Origin of the sequence: Exiguobacterium sp. 8A (assembly GCF_902506275.1) — a bacterium.
Lineage (GTDB): Bacteria > Bacillota > Bacilli > Exiguobacteriales > Exiguobacteriaceae > Exiguobacterium > Exiguobacterium profundum.
On record NZ_LR733630.1, the window covers coordinates 2,750,558 to 2,766,173 of the forward strand.

Consider the following 15,616-nt stretch of genomic DNA (forward strand, 5'->3'; position numbering starts at 1 on the left):
ATGATGAAATAGAATGTGAAATGATGGGGTGAGGGAAGTGTCACTAGAGGAGAAGGTTGAGCATTTAGCCTATCAGATGAAGATCTTACTCGAGATTGTCGATTGGACAGACCGTCCGTTCGAATATGAGGTGATTCGAGCGAATTTGACGAAACAAGAAGTCGAGTCATTTTATCAATTGCTTGAGGAGATTCGGGCACAGCAAAACGAGCAATTGCGTTACGGATACACGTCCATAGAACCATTGCTCGTCCATTTTGCAGGTATGTTAGATGTGAGACTTGACGTCAAAACGATTCTTGAGGCATGTGTCCGACAAGGAATCGAGTTAGACGTCACAAAACCACTTTATCGGCAGGTCAGGCTTCTTGACTGAGTTCATCCTCATCAGGGCGTCTGCCTGCCTCTTCTGTGATCATTTTTGACGTTTCCGCAAAGATATCCATAAAGTTATCCCCGTACAAGCGACGCACGATAGCCGTCATATCTGTTAAGTCAGGGAACTTTCCATACAGTTCTTGGAGCGGAAGGGAAGCACGGAATACACCGTTCCCTTCTGGGTCGAAGGCGTGAATCGTTTCGAGTAATAACGATTCGCCTTCAGGTGTCAATTGAACGTACGTGTTTCGTTTGTCCGTCTCTTTTTTAGAAAACGTAAGTAATCCACGATCTTCTAACTTCTTCGAGAAGTTGAAAGCAGTCGAGACGTGCATGACGCCATATTTCGCAATTTCTGAAATCGATGCACCGCCTAAAGCGTGGGCAATCCATAAGATATGATGTTCATTGATATTCAAGTCGAACGGTTTGATCCAGTTTTGCCAGTCTTTTTCGACGGTTTTCCACAAAGCTTTACTCAATTGAATGATTTTGTGGCTATAGAGCATGGCCTCAGGGCCAGTGAATTCTTTTTCGTGTTCCATCTCGATCCATCCTTTCCGGATAAAAAGTCAAATATAATCGACGGACGATGACCTCAAACACTCACTGTGTTTGATTGACGGTTTTGTCAGTCATAGCAGACTGTACGTTCGAGAGTTCCTGAAGGTTCCCTTGGATGCGCTCGACTGAAGGCTGAATGTCTTGTTGATAGCGTTCGACTTCGGCTTTCACTTGGTCAGTCAATTCTTTTCCTTGCAGTTTTCCTGCGGCGGCAACCTGCGATGCATGTTTCGCCACATTCCCAAATTGTTCTTTTAGCGTAGTGATTGTGGATGCTCGATGTTGTTGAGCAGCGGCATCATTTGCAGTTCCTCGCGCCAATTTCTTCACTGTGGCGACTCCTAAAAATGCTAAAACAAAGCCGAAAGCAATCCAATCTCGACGTTGGCGACTCGACAATTCATTCCCCTCCTCAAGCTCGGATAATCAGAATTACATTCTTTTCATATTATTTTACCAAAAAAGAGTGATTAAAAACCTATATCGCAAATAAAATTTTTCAGAACATTCATTTTTGACCGAAAAATCATTTTATTTTAAAATACAGGTAAAGGAAGGTGATCCTCAGTGGAGAAAGCGAAGCGTTGGGTAGATGACATGCTTGACCTGTATCTCGCTGCGAAACGACTGGGAGATGACACTTGGGCCGAATCCATTATGAATACACTAGAGGCGGGATACGAGGCGTCGAAGCAAACGGAACAGGCACGTGAAGAATCGATGCGAGAAAAGCGGATGCTTGAAATAGATGCCCGTCTAACGAAATTACGAAAAGAATTTGAACAAGCGACATCTGTCAAGACGCGTCAACAGCTATACGAAGTGGCAATTAAGCTTCAGGTCGAGCGTGCGCAATTGGAAGAGGAACGAAAACGCCACCGTGATTCAATCAATCAATCATAAATGAGACCCGTCGTCGACGGGTCTCTGTCTGTTTATACGTGGGCATGAATGTTCGATGCAAGGGTAGTGAGATCTTCCGACGTGAAGGCGTCGTTTTGCGTGATCCACTTCGCACCAAATCCATCCTCGTGTCCAAAGCGCGGAATCAAATGGATATGGAAGTGGTACACCGTTTGTCCGGCAACTTCTTCGGCATTCGATAAGACGTTCATTCCGATGGCACCCGTTTCACGTTGAATCGCTTTGGCGATGGTCGGGACGCGTTTAAAGACATCTGCCGCCACGTCTTCCGGCAATTCATATACGTTTTTCGCATGATGTTTTGGGATGACGAGCGTGTGTCCTTTCGTCACTTGAGAAAGGTCGAGGAAAGCGACGACCGCTTCGTCTTCATATACCCGATAGGATGGGATTTCTTGTTTTGCAATTTTACAAAAGATACAGGTCGGATCTGTATGCATCTTCATTCCTCCATTCTTAAATGTCGTTTCTGTTCCATCATAACACGGAAGTTCGGGCGCAAGAACGATAGGAAGCGAGATGGATTCCTTCTATAATGAAGATAAGTGAGCGCAAAGGAGGTGAGCACATGCCCTATACGAGAAGTAGAAAAAAAGAGCGGAGTCCGAAAGTCTTTCTTTTGATCTCTAGTTTCACGATTCTAGTTGGAGCCATTGTTTTCTATATATATGCATACAAGCCGGCGGCAGAACAAGACAAAATTCACGTCGCATTCAAAGAGGCCTTATTAGAAGAAGACCGTACCTTTTTTGAGGAGGAAGTCGAATATCTTGGAGAACCTTTATCGAGAGCGGAGGCTCTACGATTCATGGGGTGGTTGAACGATGAAAAGTCCATTCGAGGAGAGGCTATCGCAGAAGTTGCGAAAGACCGAGCCAACCGAACGTCGGGTATGGAGGCGGACGGATTATTTCGTTTGATCGACACGGGGGAAGGACGGTATGGATTTTCTGACTATCGAATTGAACTACTCCCACAACGGATTGATGTGACCTCGGATGTACCATTGACGAATATTTGGATTGATGGACAACAGGTAGGACGGATTGATGAAGCCGATGATACGTTATCGTTTGAACAGATGCCGGGACAATATGATGTCAAAGCGGTAGCGGTGACAAATGGAGAGACGGTCACGGAAACCGAAACGATTCAATTGATATCTTCTAAATCCATTGAGTATGCCCTTATGCCTGAATCGAACGAAGCCATTGCCGGACAATTTGATTTGAAGCGGGCTGAGTTGATTGAAATTGAAGTGGAGGCGCAAACGGGTCACTCACTCGAAACGGTCGATTCATTAATTGGGCAGTCGAGTCAGCAAGTTCAAGAAACGCTTGGTGAACCGGCTGGAAAGCGTGAAGGAAAATGGGACTATGAGCGATTGGCTGTCACGTTTAAAGATGAGGAAGTGGAATCGATTCGGGTCGACCTCGATAAACGACCGGATGATTTGATTGCCCTCCTCGGTGAACCGAAAGCGAAGTCGGAACACCCACTCGGAACAGAGTGGGGTTACGGTCAATCGTTCTTCGAATCATTCTTTACGTTCTTTGGTCTTGAGACCGAGAAACAGTTTATCGAAAAGAACGAGGCAATGTATTTACTGATCCAATGAAAAAAGAGGGACATTCCACAATGGAAGCCCCTCCGATACATAATCTTATTTTTTACGCATTGATTTCATAACGAACGATACAATCAAGATTAGGATAATCGCACCGATAAGAGCCGGGATAATCGCGATATCCGCAACGATTGGTCCGAAGTTACCAAAGATAAGTCCACCCAACCATGCACCGATAATCCCCGCGATGATGTTACCAATGATTCCACCTGGTACGTCCTTACCTAAAATTAATCCTGCTAACCAACCGATGATACCCCCGATAATCAAATAAAGAATAAACCCCATCATTCATTTCTCCTTCCTCTTTTTGCCCATTGTTCTTTACAACGATTTTGTGGAACAATGGAAGTATTGATGTTTATTTTAAAATGCCTTACAGTTCAGATTATTCCCATGTGACAACATTTAAAACATATACCACGAAAAAAAGATGAAAATGAAAGGTGTGGTTTTCATGCTGCACGTCGATCGATTGAACGGCGGATATCTCGGTAAACAAGTTTTGCATGACATTTCGTTTGAAGTAAAAAAAGGGGAGCTCGTTGGGTTGATAGGGCTAAACGGAGCTGGAAAATCGACGACGATCAAACACATTTTGGGGTTATTGTCACCCCTCTCCGGAAAAATCGAAATTGATGGTGAGACATTAAATTCTTCTGAAAAGAACTATCGTAAGAAAGTAAGTTACATACCGGAAACACCGATATTGTATGAGACGTTAACCTTGCAAGAACATATTGAATTGATGGGGAAGGCGTACGATGTGAATCCGGAAGAGTTGGCTGCGCGTACGAAACGTTTGGCGAAAGAGATGCGAATGGAAAAACAACTCGCCTGGTTCCCTTCCGTCTTTTCAAAAGGGATGCGTCAAAAAGCGATGATCTTGTGTGCGCTCGTGACGAAAACGCCGCTCTTGATTGTTGATGAACCATTTGTCGGTCTCGACCCACTAGCGATTCGTCAATTGCTTCAGTTGTTTGATGAATATAAACAAGACTGTGCGATTTTAATGTCCACCCATATCCTCGAAACGGCAGAGCGGCACTGCGACCGATTCGTCTTCCTCCATCAAGGAGTCGTCATCGCAAGCGGAACAGCGGCGGAGTTGCGTGACGTGTATCGATTGTCACCTGATGCGACACTTGATGACATATATGTAGAAGCAATCGCGTCGGAGGAACGGTCGTCATGAATCGATTTACAGCAAGGCTCGGGACCTGGATGGAAGAGGTCGTCAAGTACAGTCGCTACGTTGCAAACGGGGGACTGCTGTTCACGCTCTATTTCACCTTGATTTACGGGGCGTTCGTCTACAATAGCTTCTTAGAACGAATCGATGGGACATTCCCCGGGACGTGGATTGCTACGGCGGTCCTTTTAATCATGCCGCTCGGTCATCGCCCGCGAACATTCGTCCAGGAGGCGGATCAAGTGTTTTTACTTCCAGAGTTAGGAGGTATTCGTTCCTATATGGTGGGGGTACGTTTATTTAATCTCGTGTTTGCTGCACTACGTGGATTGCTCTTCCTGCTCGTTTTACTTCCGCTCCTCGTACGGACAGAGAGTTATTCGAGTATTGAAGTATTATCCTTCGTCGTGACGATGGTCATGTTGTCAGCTGCAGGTCGGTTGGCAAAAGTGGAAGGAGTGCGCGAATGGACAATCCTGCCGTTTGCACTTGGAAGTGGTGTCTTGTTATTGATGAATTGGACACAGTGGGCATGGATCCCCGCATTCGCTCCCTTCATTCTCTTGCATCTGAAGCGTAATGAGCGGATTCCGCTTCTCCATTGGTTGTCACTCGAAGAGAAGAGTCGGGCACAATTTGAACGGGTGATCAGCTGGTTCGTCGATTTGCCGACCTTGAAAGAAGAGGTTCGAGAGCGCCGGCTATTGACTCGGCTTCTAGAAAATCGGGTCCTACGGCGCGTGGACGCTTCACGTTACGTGTACGGACTTCGTATTCTCCGTTCGAACGACTCACTTGATTTAATTCTGCGTTTGACCGTAGTGGCGCTCATTGTCATGTGGATGTCGGGAGGATGGTACGTCGGCTTGGTTACGCCACTCTTTGTAGGCTTGACCGCGTTACAGCTCGTTCCTTTATTTAAACGGTTAGAAGCGATTTCCATTGTTTCCTGGCTACCGATTACACGCGATGAGCGAATCGCAGGGTATTCGTGGTGGGCGATGCGACTGCTCGTCATCCAGTCCGTCGCTCTAGTGATTGCATCTGTCGCTTTCGGTGCCACATGGGATGCGGCGGTCGGGTTGGTCTTGTCTATCTTGGTCACACGCTATTACTTAAGTCGATTAAAATAATAAGAAGGACATCCTGTGCGGGATGTCCTTCTCACGTGATTAGATTATTTTTTAGGTGACATGACGGATACGCTCGAACCGAGAATCTTCGGGAGGCGTCCTGGTTTCTCAGTTGTTTCTTCGACTTCACCGTATGCTGATACACCATGTTCTGCGATGTCGAGGCCGACATCTTCTTGTTCTTCTGTGACACGGAGTCCGATTGTGACGTCGAGAAGTTTCAAGAAGACATAACTTCCACCACCGGCGATGACCATCGCGATCAATACACCGAGTGTCTGCACACCGAGCTGTGTCAATCCGCCACCGTAGAAGAGTCCAGCAGAACCGATCCCTGTAATCTCAACGAGTCGAGGAGATGCGAAGAAACCGAGTGCGAGTGTTCCGATGATCCCAGCGACTCCGTGTACGGAGAAGGCGCAGAGCGGGTCATCCACATACTTCGCCATCAAGATGCTCGTTCCGTATGTTGCAACAGATGCGAGTGCACCGATGACGACAGCTGCCCACGGTTCGACGAACGCGCATGCTGCCGTGATGGCAACGAGTGCCCCCAGTACTCCGTTCACGATTGTCGGGATATCTGCCGTCTTCCGATGGAGCATGACGATTGCAAGAGCACCGAGTGCACCGGCTGCTGTGGCGAGCATTGTTGTCAACGCGACGTAACCGAAGAATCCGTCAGCGACCGACATCGTCGAACCGGCGTTGAATCCGAACCAGCAAAGCCAAAGCACGAGTCCACCGACGACCGTCAACACGTGGTTATGACCAGCGAGTGATTCCGTCTTCCGACGTGGTTTCAAGATGATTGTCGCCATGAGCGCTGCCATCCCACCTTGAAGATGAACAACCGCTGATCCGGCGAAGTCTTGCATCCCCATCGATCCAAGCATTCCGCCAGCCCATACTGAGCGAGCGACGATTGGGTAGAGGATGGCAACGAAGAAGATACCGAACAGAACGTAGGCAGAAAGCTTAGCCCGTTCCGCAAATCCACCCCACGCGATGGCAAGGGAAACTGCAACGAATGATAACTGGAATAAGAATTTAATGTCGATGGAGACGTTCGCCCAGTCGAGACTTGTGAATGATCCGCTTAAGAAGAATCCTTCTGTCCCAAACCAAGTCGTCCCGTCACCGAACGAGAGACCGAACCCGACCGCCCAAAAAGCGAGTGCCGCCACAGAGAGGCTGATAATTTGTTTGACCGCGACGTGACCGGCGTTCTTCGCCCGAAGCGTCCCTGTCTCGAGTAATCCGAAACCTAATTGCATCGTCAATACGAGCAATGCAGCGATGAGTACATACAGCGTGTCCATATAATAGAGAATGTCTTCCATGTTCATGCCCTCCTTTTTCTTAGGTGCTTTCCAAAAGTTGACTTCAGTGTAAAACGAAAAATTCATGCTGGATTGCATTTTGTCAGATTATCTGACATAGTTTTTTTATTAAGGAGGCGAGGCTGAATGGACTATAAATCGAAGAAAGTGATCGGGATGGGCGTTGTGACTGAATTGACGGGACTTTCGGAGCGTCAAGTCCGGTATTATGAAGCAAAAGGTCTCGTCTTTCCGGAACGGACAAAAGGTGGTTCACGTAAATATTCTTTCCATGACGTGGAACGTTTGGTCGAAGTGGCGACTAAACTAGAGGATGGATGGCGAATTCAAGATATTAAGGAACGAGAACGACGATTGTCGACGAAACAGCGTGATGATTTGATTCGAGGTCAATTGAATTCTGCCTTCCGAACATTTCCGACAAAAAAATGACACAAAGAAAACACAATGAAAATGCTTCACATTAGCATAATTCTAATTAATTTCTGTATAATGTTTTTGAGTTCACAAACACGAGAATAAAGAGTGTAGGAGAAATTTAGAGGGGAATGACGCGACGTATGAACGATACTATTTTAAAAGCGTTTAAAGGAGAGGCGACAGATTATGTACCTGTATGGTATATGCGCCAAGCCGGACGCTACCAACCGGAATATCGAGAGATTAAAAAGACGAGGTCACTATTCGAGATCACGCATGATCCTGAACTTTGTGCATATGTGACGGAACTTCCGGTGAAACAACTCGGAGTCGACGCGGCCATTCTATATAAAGACATTATGACGCCACTTCCGTCGATGGGAGTCGATGTCGAGATCAAGAGCGGGATTGGACCGGTCATCGATAACCCGTATCGAACGATGGAAGATGTGGAACGCTTAAAACCGTTAAACCCGGAAGATATCTCATACGTCTTCGACACGATCCGTCTACTACGGGAACGACTAGAAGTTCCGCTTATCGGCTTTTCAGGCGCACCGTTCACATTGGCGAGCTATATGATCGAAGGGGGACCGTCGCGGAACTACCATCGTACGAAAGCACTCATGTATGCAGAACCAGATGTATGGAATGCATTGATGGAAAAACTCGGCGACATGGTCATCACGTATGCGAAGGCGCAAGCGGATGCCGGCATTCAAGCGTTCCAATTGTTTGATTCGTGGGTCGGGACGCTCAGCCGCAAAGATTATGCACGTTACATCAAACCGACGACGGAGCGTATTTTTAAAGAACTACGTTCACTCGACATTCCGCTCATCATGCACGGTGTCGGAGCGAGTCATCAAATCGAGGAATGGCACGACCTTCCCCTTGATGTGGTCGGACTTGACTGGCGTCTGTCAGTACAGGAAGCACGGGACCGTGGCATCACAAAGGCGGTTCAAGGAAACTTAGACCCGTCGTTCTTGTTAGCTCCATGGCCGGTCATCGAAGAGAAGGTAAAGGAAATTTTAGATGAAGGAATGAAACAGCCAGGTTACGTCTTCAACTTGGGACATGGGGTGTTCCCTGAAGTCGACCCGGCCGTACTCGTCAAATTGACGGCATTCATTCACGATTATTCACGCGAAAAAATGGGAGGCAACGAATCATGAAAACAGTCGGACTACTTGTCATGGCGTACGGCACACCGTACAAACCGGAAGATATCGAGCGGTATTACACGCACATTCGCTACGGACGCAAACCGTCACCGGAAGCACTTCAAGATTTAACGGAACGCTACGAGGCGATTGGTGGCGTATCTCCACTCGCGAAAATTACGATCGATCAAGCAGAGACGCTTCGTGACATCTTGAACGAGCGTCATGTGGGTGAGATCGAGTTCAAACTGTATATCGGACTAAAACATATCGAACCGTTCGTAGAAGATGCGGTCGCGCAAATGGCGAACGACGGCATTAAAGAGGCGGTATCGGTTGTCTTAGCACCTCATTACTCATCATACAGCGTCAAATCATACAACGGACGTGCCCATGAAGAGGCCGCGAAGTATGGCATCGACATTCGTTCGGTAGAGTCGTGGTATGATGAGCCGAAGTTTATCAAATGGTGGGCGAATGCGATTAACGATACGTATGCGTCATTGCCTGTACCGGCTGAAAAGACATGTCTCATCGTTTCAGCGCATAGTCTTCCTGAGAAAATCTTGGCTGGTGGCGACCCGTATCCGGATCAGTTGAAAGAAACAGCTGATAAAATTGCCATTGAAACAGGCGTCCCGCATTATGAGATTGGTTGGCAGTCAGAAGGGAATACGCCGGACCCATGGATCGGACCGGATGTTCAAGATTTGACGGCTGAACTTTATGAAAAGCATGGCTACGAGGCGTTTGTCTATACGCCGGTTGGCTTTGTTGCAGACCATCTCGAAGTATTGTTCGATAACGACGTCGAGTGTAAAGTTGTCTGTGACCGCCTCGGTGTTCACTACGCACGTCCAGCTATGCCAAATGCAGAGCGAAGCTTCATCGAAGCCATCGCGGATCGAATGGAAAGCGTGATTGTGCATCATGCGTAAATTCACGATTGTCGGTGGTGGGATCACAGGTCTCACCGCCGCTTTTTATGCGGAGCGTTATTTGCCGGAAGACGTGACCATCACGTTGCTCGAGGCGACCGATCGCCTCGGAGGAAAGATTGATACGTATGAGACGGGCGAGTTTGCGGTGGAACGTGGTCCGGACTCGTATGTCTTTCGAAAGACTGCGATGACGGAATTGATTGAAGACGTCGGCTTAGGCGATGAACTTGTCCGCAATGGAGTCGGTCAGGCTTACGTCCTTCATCATGACGGGCTCCATCCGATTCCGAAGCAGACGGTGATGGGGATCCCGCTCGACGTCAATGGGTTTCGTGAAACGACGTTGCTTTCGGAAGAAGAGCACGAGGACTTGAAACAGATGTTGCTGTCACCACCGAATGTAAAAGCACCTGATTCGGACGTTTCACTCGGTCTGTACCTTCGTGAGCGTGTCGGAGATCCGATTGTCGACCGATTGATTGAACCGTTACTCTCTGGTATTTATGCCGGAGACATCGATCAAATGAGTGCGATGTCGACATTCCCACAGTTCATCGAGGGAGAAAAGAAATACGGGAACTTGTATGAAGGGATGCGACACTTACGTCCTGAACAACGAGTCGCGGAAGTCGGGGCGAAGAAGGTTGGTCAGTTCGCCTCGTTGAAACGTGGACTCAAATCACTGACGGATCGCTTGGCAGAACGGTTGGACCGAACTGAAATCGTATTAAACTGTTCCGTTGAACAAGTATCCGAGCGTGAGGACGGGTACCGCCTCTTCACGAATCGCGGAGACATCGATACGGACCATCTGGTTTTGACGGTCCCACCGCGTCTCATACGTCAGTTCCTCCCGAAAGTCGATAGTGACTTCTTAGCGGATATGAAGCCGCATGCGACGGCGACGTGCTCACTTGTCTTCAAAAAAGAAGATATTGAACTTCCTTTTGTCGGGACAGGGTTCGTGACGAGTCAAGAAGCAGATGTGACTATTACTGCGTGTACGTTCATCGACCAAAAATGGCCGCATGCGGTACCGGAAGGATATCACGTTCTTCGTGTCTTTTTAGGGCGCCCCGGGGCAGATGATATCGTTGAAGCATCTGATAAAGAAATCATCGAGACGGCATTACACGATCTTCGAGGCCTGATGCGCATCCATCGGGAGCCGATTCAAACCGTCGTCAGTAGACTCCGTGATGGGCTGCCTCCTTATGCAGTCTTTCATGCGGACCGCGTAAAAGCACTTCGGGCCGAGATGAGCCGGGTATATCCAGGCGTCATTCTCGCAGGAATCGCCTATGACGGAATTGGGATGCCTGACTGTGTGAAGAGTGTACGGGAACAAGTGAAGGCTTTGCGTGAAAAAAATTGAGATTTGATGAAGGGAGGGTTCGGATTGTTCCGAAGCCCTCTCTTTTTGTTATAGTTAAAAGCGAAAGAGAAAAAGGAGTGATGGAAGATGGCAACGTATAAACTTTTTGTATCAGACATGGACGGTACGATTTTGCACAACCACACCAAAATCGCGGATGAGACAGCGGAGATTGTTCGTGAAGCAGAGGCAGCAGGGATTCGCTTTGCGATTGCGACGGGGCGCAACTATGTGAATGCGAAACAGATTTTAGACGAGGTCGGACTTTCTTGCCCGATTGTCTCGTCGAATGGGGGACGTGTGCTCGACACATCGGGAGAAATCCTTCATGAAATCGATTTGACGATTGAAGAGGCGCTTCAAGTCATCGATGTCCTTCATCAAGATGACAAGTATGCGGACGTTTTTTACGAAATGTACACAGAAGCGGGACTCGTGGCGAGCCGTGGCGATTTGATTGAAGCATCGATGAAAAACTTGAAAGCGAATGGTGACGACCGCTCGCTCGAGATGTACGAATTCTTTAAGAATCGCTACTACGTCAACGAAGACGTCAAAATTGTTGATGACATTGAGAACTTTATCCGAGAAGAAGCGGGACGTGTCTACAAGTTCATCGCTTTCTCGAGCCACCTTGAGAAAATGAACGGACTTTGGAAAGAAATCGAAGACCAAGTCGAAGGGGTGTATGTCACGTCTTCAGGCAATGATAACATCGAAGTGATGGCACACGGTGCAGATAAAGGGAACGGTGTGACAAAACTTGCCGAACATTATGGCATCGATTTATCTGAGGTCGTCGTGATCGGGGATAACTTGAACGACGTTCCGATGTTCAAAGTGGCCGGTAAAGGGATTGCGATGGGCAATAGCCATGAAGACTTGATTGCCATCAGCGACCATGTCACCGAACGCCATGATGAGTATGGTGTGGCGAACGCATTGAAGCGCGTGATGACAGGTGAGTGGAAGTAAAAGATTTGTCGAGGGCTCGTCTCGTTTCGTATAATACGAGTAACGAACATCCGACTAGGAGGAAATAAACTGTGAAATTTATTTTTAATCCGGATATCCGCGACCCGAAGCTCAACTTGGCGGTTGAAGAGTATATCCTTAAACATTTGAACGTAGACCATGAAGATTACTTCTTGTTCTATATCAACGGTCCGTCCATCATCATCGGGAAAAACCAAAACACATCAGAAGAAGTTAACTTAAAGTACATCGAAGAGAACGGCATCGATGTCGTTCGACGTCTCTCTGGTGGAGGTGCCGTTTATCACGATGAAGGAAACTTGAACTTTAGTTTCATCACAAAAGACGATGGCAACTCGTTCAATAACTATAAGAAGTTCACACAACCGATCGTGGATGCGCTTCGTAACCTCGGTGTCGAGGCAGAGCTGACAGGTCGTAACGACATTCAGGTCGGAGAACGCAAAATCAGCGGGAACGCACAATTCACGACGCGTGGACGCATGTTCAGCCACGGGACGCTCATGTTCAACTCGAACATTGAAGAGGTCGTGAACTCACTTAACGTCTCGGAAGAGAAAATGCGTTCAAAAGGAATCAAGTCAGTTCGTAGCCGTGTAGCGAACATCACTGAATTTTTAGAGCGTGAGATGGAGATGGAACATTTCGTCGAAGCGCTTCTCCATTCGATTTATGATGGAGAACAACCGGAACGCTATGTGCTTCGTGACGAGGATTGGGAAATCGTCCATGATATCTCGAAAGAACGCTATGCGAACTGGGACTGGAACTTTGGGAAGTCGCCGAAGTTCGACGTCGAGTCGAAACGTCGTTTCCCAATCGGGACGATTGATGTCCGCTTGAACGTCAACAAAGGGACAATCACAGAAGCGAAGATTTACGGTGACTTCTTCGGTGTCGGTGACATCCAAGATGTCGAGCAAGCGCTCGTTGGGACGCGTTTCGAACGTGCGGCCATCCGTGAGCAATTGATGCAACTCGATTTGAAACATTACTTCGGAAATGTCGAGCTCGAGGAATTAGTCGATTTGATTAGTTAAGTTAGTCATGGCGGTCTCTACGGAGGTCGCCTTTTTTTGGCAGTTTCGTGAACGTTGAACGTACGGATTGCACCTGGATGGGAGAAGGCGTATCATAATTTGTGCAAGCGCTTTCGTAGAGGCTGATCAAAAATAGGAGGAATCACAATGTATCGAAGGCTCAGTGAATGGATGGACCCGAGTCGGATGTGGGTGACGGAACAATCGACGTTTGAACGTGCGATTATGGCGGTAGGTCTTGAATTAGAACGAAAAGGCATGGTCAGTTCTTCATTTACGCGAGTCGTTCTCGATCAAGAAACGATCATTCCTTCTGGGGTGAGTGATGTCGCTGTGCCGGTTGCGGTCATTGATGTTCCTATCTCCATAGCGAAACGAGACGGTATTTCCCTTCTTCATCTGCTGAACACGTGTAAAGTAAAAACCATCACGGGAGAAACGATTCAAGCGAAAGCGATATTATTCATTACGGCTACGAATGAATCGAAGAAACAAGGCTATCATAAACTGATTGATGATTTGCTCATGGATGATGAATCCCTTCAAGCGCTCGTCCACGTGAAAAGTCGAGCTGGATTGTTCCACTTGCAAGCGAACTTTTTGGAAGCGTTTTCTTATTGAAACATTTCATGTACAATAGAAGTAATTGAAAAGAGCGCGGACAACGTGCTCTTTTTTATGGCTCAAAAGTGAATCATCATTCATTTAAAGGGGGATTACCATGGCAAACTTAGTCAAGTCACTACAAGAAGTAGTGATTGCTCACCCGCAGAAAGCAGCGTATGTGTTTGGGGAAGACACGGTGAGTTACGGACAGTTTTATGGGCAAGTCAAGGCGATGGCGTCGACACTTGAGCAAAAAGGAATTGGACAGGGCGATCACGTCGCCCTCGTTCTCGGAAACAGTCCTGCGTTCCTGATTGCATATTTCGCTGTGTTGTCACGTGGAGGGGTCGTCATTCCGATCAACCCTACATACACGCCTGATGAAATGGCCTACATTCTGCTTGATGGGGATGTAAAAGGGATTGTTGGCTTATCACCGCTCGTCGCACAGGCGGAAGCGGCACTCACGAAGTTGCCTCACTTAAAACTCGTGATTTCCGTTCCATATGCCGATGTTCCGGCATTGAAGCGGGAAGGGACGATTGAATTCATCCCATTCGCAGAAGCGTTTGCTGAAACAGAAGGGACGTTCATCGAAGTGGACGAGGATGAAGTTGCCGTCATCCTTTATACGAGTGGGACGACCGGAAAACCGAAAGGAGCTCTCCTCACCCATCGAAACTTGTTCTCAAACGCACATTCTATCGGAGAGTATTTAGACATCACTCCAGAGGATAAAGCATTGGCGGCATTGCCGATGTTCCATGTTTTCTGTTTGACGGTCATCGTCAATGCACCACTCCTTCGAGGGGCGACGATTGTCATTTTACCGAAGTTCTCTCCGCAAGATGTGTTCGACTTGGTGCCGAAGCACCGTGTGACGTTATTTGCCGGAGTGCCGACGATGTACAATTTCTTGTTACAGACGGCAATGAAAGTACCAGCCTACACATCTGCGTTGAAGCATGTCCGTGTCTTCGTCTCAGGAGGAGCAAGCTTACCAGTTCAATTGCTCGAGTCATTTGAGCAGATGTTTGAGTGCAAGATTCTAGAGGGGTATGGCTTGTCCGAGGCATCGCCGGTCACCTGCTTCAACCCGCTCCATGGCGAGCGAAAAGCCGGGTCGATCGGACCTTCAATCGTTCACGTCGAAAATAAAGTCGTCGACGAGCTTGGGGAAGAAGTCGGCGTCGGTGAAGTCGGAGAGTTGATTGTACGAGGACCGAACGTCATGAAAGGGTATTACAAACTACCGGAAGAAACGATGATGACACTTCGAGACGGATGGCTCTATACAGGCGATTTGGCGCGACGTGACGAAGATGGTTACTTCTATATCGTCGACCGGAAGAAGGATATGGTCATCGTTGGAGGCTATAACGTATACCCTCGTGAGGTAGAGGAAGTATTGTATCAACATCCGGATATCGTCGAAGCTGCCGTCATCGGTGTGCCGGATGCAGAACAAGGGGAAGCGGTGAAGGCATTCGTCGTTACGAGACATGATGGTCTCACGAAAGAAGATATCCGTGCCTACACACAAACGAAATTAGCAAAATACAAGCAACCAACCTATATCGAATTGATTGATGAGCTTCCACGAAATACGACCGGTAAGATTTTACGAACGGTCTTAAAGAGCGAAGCGTTTCAAAATAGTTGAGTAGAGAAGGGCGACTGAAGTGACCCCTAAAAGTTAGACACGGTTATTTCATCTAGGCTACGTGAACGAACTGGGTCCGGTATTGCACCGGACTCAGTTTTAATTTTGCCTTGATTCGTCGTGTGTTGTAATAGTCTATGTCATTCATACTATCTTTCCCTTCCCGATAGGCCATGACGGCGCTTAACTTTTGATCAGTTGTAAATTTAGTCATTAAAAAACTGCACCTCCAATTGTTAGATGTGTCT

18 protein-coding genes and 1 pseudogene are annotated in these 15,616 nt (G+C 47.6%); 13 read left to right on the forward strand and 6 right to left on the reverse strand.

Annotated elements, in window-relative coordinates; all coding sequences use genetic code 11:
- Positions 1-37: 37 nt before the first annotated feature.
- A complete protein-coding gene (locus GVY42_RS14480; RefSeq protein ID WP_236548975.1) occupies positions 38-376 on the forward strand; it encodes a DUF1878 family protein in 339 nt (112 codons plus the stop codon).
- On the opposite strand, the gene GVY42_RS14485 is transcribed toward GVY42_RS14480, so the two are convergent.
- Together GVY42_RS14485 and GVY42_RS14490 are read right to left on the reverse strand one after the other, a co-directional pair.
- Entirely contained in the window at positions 360-923 is a 564-nt protein-coding gene (locus tag GVY42_RS14485; protein ID WP_015880933.1) for an HTH-type transcriptional regulator Hpr, read from the reverse strand. The genes GVY42_RS14480 and GVY42_RS14485 overlap by 17 nt on opposite strands.
- A 61-nt stretch (positions 924-984) precedes the next feature.
- Complete coding sequence (locus GVY42_RS14490) at positions 985-1,341, reverse strand: hypothetical protein (protein WP_015880934.1); 357 nt, start codon at positions 1,339-1,341, stop codon at positions 985-987.
- 168 nt (positions 1,342-1,509) lie between these two features.
- Here GVY42_RS14490 and GVY42_RS14495 point away from each other — a divergent pair, with 168 nt between their 5' ends.
- Positions 1,510-1,845, forward strand: coding sequence for a hypothetical protein (locus tag GVY42_RS14495; RefSeq protein WP_074037675.1), 336 nt, complete (start codon positions 1,510-1,512; stop codon positions 1,843-1,845).
- A gap of 32 nt (positions 1,846-1,877) precedes the next feature.
- Here GVY42_RS14495 and GVY42_RS14500 read toward each other — a convergent pair whose 3' ends face one another.
- Complete coding sequence (locus GVY42_RS14500; protein WP_159563612.1) at positions 1,878-2,306, reverse strand: HIT family protein; 429 nt, start codon at positions 2,304-2,306, stop codon at positions 1,878-1,880.
- Between the two features lie 128 nt (positions 2,307-2,434).
- On the opposite strand from GVY42_RS14500, the gene GVY42_RS14505 reads away from it, so the two are divergent.
- Complete coding sequence (locus GVY42_RS14505; RefSeq protein ID WP_159563613.1) at positions 2,435-3,484, forward strand: hypothetical protein; 1,050 nt, start codon at positions 2,435-2,437, stop codon at positions 3,482-3,484.
- Between the two features lie 45 nt (positions 3,485-3,529).
- On the opposite strand, the gene GVY42_RS14510 is transcribed toward GVY42_RS14505, so the two are convergent.
- Positions 3,530-3,781, reverse strand: coding sequence for a GlsB/YeaQ/YmgE family stress response membrane protein (locus GVY42_RS14510; protein ID WP_047795606.1), 252 nt, complete (start codon positions 3,779-3,781; stop codon positions 3,530-3,532).
- A 169-nt stretch (positions 3,782-3,950) separates the two neighbouring features.
- Between GVY42_RS14510 and GVY42_RS14515 the strand changes: the two genes are divergently transcribed.
- Together GVY42_RS14515 and GVY42_RS14520 are read left to right on the forward strand one after the other, a co-directional pair.
- The gene (locus tag GVY42_RS14515) at positions 3,951-4,688 is read left to right on the forward strand and encodes an ABC transporter ATP-binding protein (RefSeq protein WP_159563614.1); all 738 of its coding nucleotides are present in this window, start codon (positions 3,951-3,953) and stop codon (positions 4,686-4,688) included.
- The gene (locus tag GVY42_RS14520) at positions 4,685-5,818 is read left to right on the forward strand and encodes an ABC transporter permease (protein ID WP_159563615.1); all 1,134 of its coding nucleotides are present in this window, start codon (positions 4,685-4,687) and stop codon (positions 5,816-5,818) included. Before GVY42_RS14515 ends, GVY42_RS14520 begins: the two co-directional genes overlap by 4 nt.
- A 44-nt stretch (positions 5,819-5,862) precedes the next feature.
- Here GVY42_RS14520 and GVY42_RS14525 read toward each other — a convergent pair whose 3' ends face one another.
- Positions 5,863-7,167, reverse strand: a complete 1,305-nt coding sequence (locus tag GVY42_RS14525) for an ammonium transporter (protein WP_236548976.1) — start codon at positions 7,165-7,167, stop codon at positions 5,863-5,865.
- A gap of 120 nt (positions 7,168-7,287) precedes the next feature.
- Between GVY42_RS14525 and GVY42_RS14530 the strand changes: the two genes are divergently transcribed.
- The 8 genes from GVY42_RS14530 to GVY42_RS14565 all read left to right on the forward strand — a co-directional run bounded on the left by GVY42_RS14530 (position 7,288) and on the right by GVY42_RS14565 (position 15,368).
- Entirely contained in the window at positions 7,288-7,593 is a 306-nt protein-coding gene (locus tag GVY42_RS14530) for a MerR family transcriptional regulator (RefSeq protein WP_074037671.1), read from the forward strand.
- A 116-nt stretch (positions 7,594-7,709) separates the two neighbouring features.
- Positions 7,710-8,759 (forward strand): uroporphyrinogen decarboxylase, encoded by a 1,050-nt coding sequence (hemE, locus tag GVY42_RS14535; protein WP_015880943.1) that lies wholly within the window; start codon positions 7,710-7,712, stop codon positions 8,757-8,759.
- Positions 8,756-9,685 (forward strand): ferrochelatase, encoded by a 930-nt coding sequence (hemH, locus tag GVY42_RS14540; protein WP_078146425.1) that lies wholly within the window; start codon positions 8,756-8,758, stop codon positions 9,683-9,685. Before hemE ends, hemH begins: the two co-directional genes overlap by 4 nt.
- Positions 9,678-11,063, forward strand: coding sequence for a protoporphyrinogen oxidase (gene hemG, locus GVY42_RS14545; RefSeq protein WP_159563617.1), 1,386 nt, complete (start codon positions 9,678-9,680; stop codon positions 11,061-11,063). The genes hemH and hemG overlap by 8 nt, the downstream gene beginning before the upstream one ends.
- An 87-nt stretch (positions 11,064-11,150) precedes the next feature.
- The gene (locus GVY42_RS14550) at positions 11,151-12,038 is read left to right on the forward strand and encodes a Cof-type HAD-IIB family hydrolase (protein WP_074037668.1); all 888 of its coding nucleotides are present in this window, start codon (positions 11,151-11,153) and stop codon (positions 12,036-12,038) included.
- A 71-nt stretch (positions 12,039-12,109) separates the two neighbouring features.
- Positions 12,110-13,099, forward strand: coding sequence for a lipoate--protein ligase (locus tag GVY42_RS14555; RefSeq protein ID WP_074037667.1), 990 nt, complete (start codon positions 12,110-12,112; stop codon positions 13,097-13,099).
- Between the two features lie 147 nt (positions 13,100-13,246).
- Complete coding sequence (locus GVY42_RS14560; protein WP_159563618.1) at positions 13,247-13,720, forward strand: PTS sugar transporter subunit IIA; 474 nt, start codon at positions 13,247-13,249, stop codon at positions 13,718-13,720.
- A gap of 100 nt (positions 13,721-13,820) precedes the next feature.
- On the forward strand, positions 13,821-15,368 hold the full coding sequence (locus tag GVY42_RS14565) for a long-chain-fatty-acid--CoA ligase (RefSeq protein ID WP_159563619.1): 1,548 nt from the start codon (positions 13,821-13,823) through the stop codon (positions 15,366-15,368).
- 52 nt (positions 15,369-15,420) lie between these two features.
- Here the strand turns inward: GVY42_RS14565 and GVY42_RS14570 are convergent.
- Positions 15,421-15,507: pseudogene (locus tag GVY42_RS14570) on the reverse strand (IS3 family transposase); the annotation flags it as partial.
- Positions 15,508-15,616 lie beyond the last annotated feature (109 nt).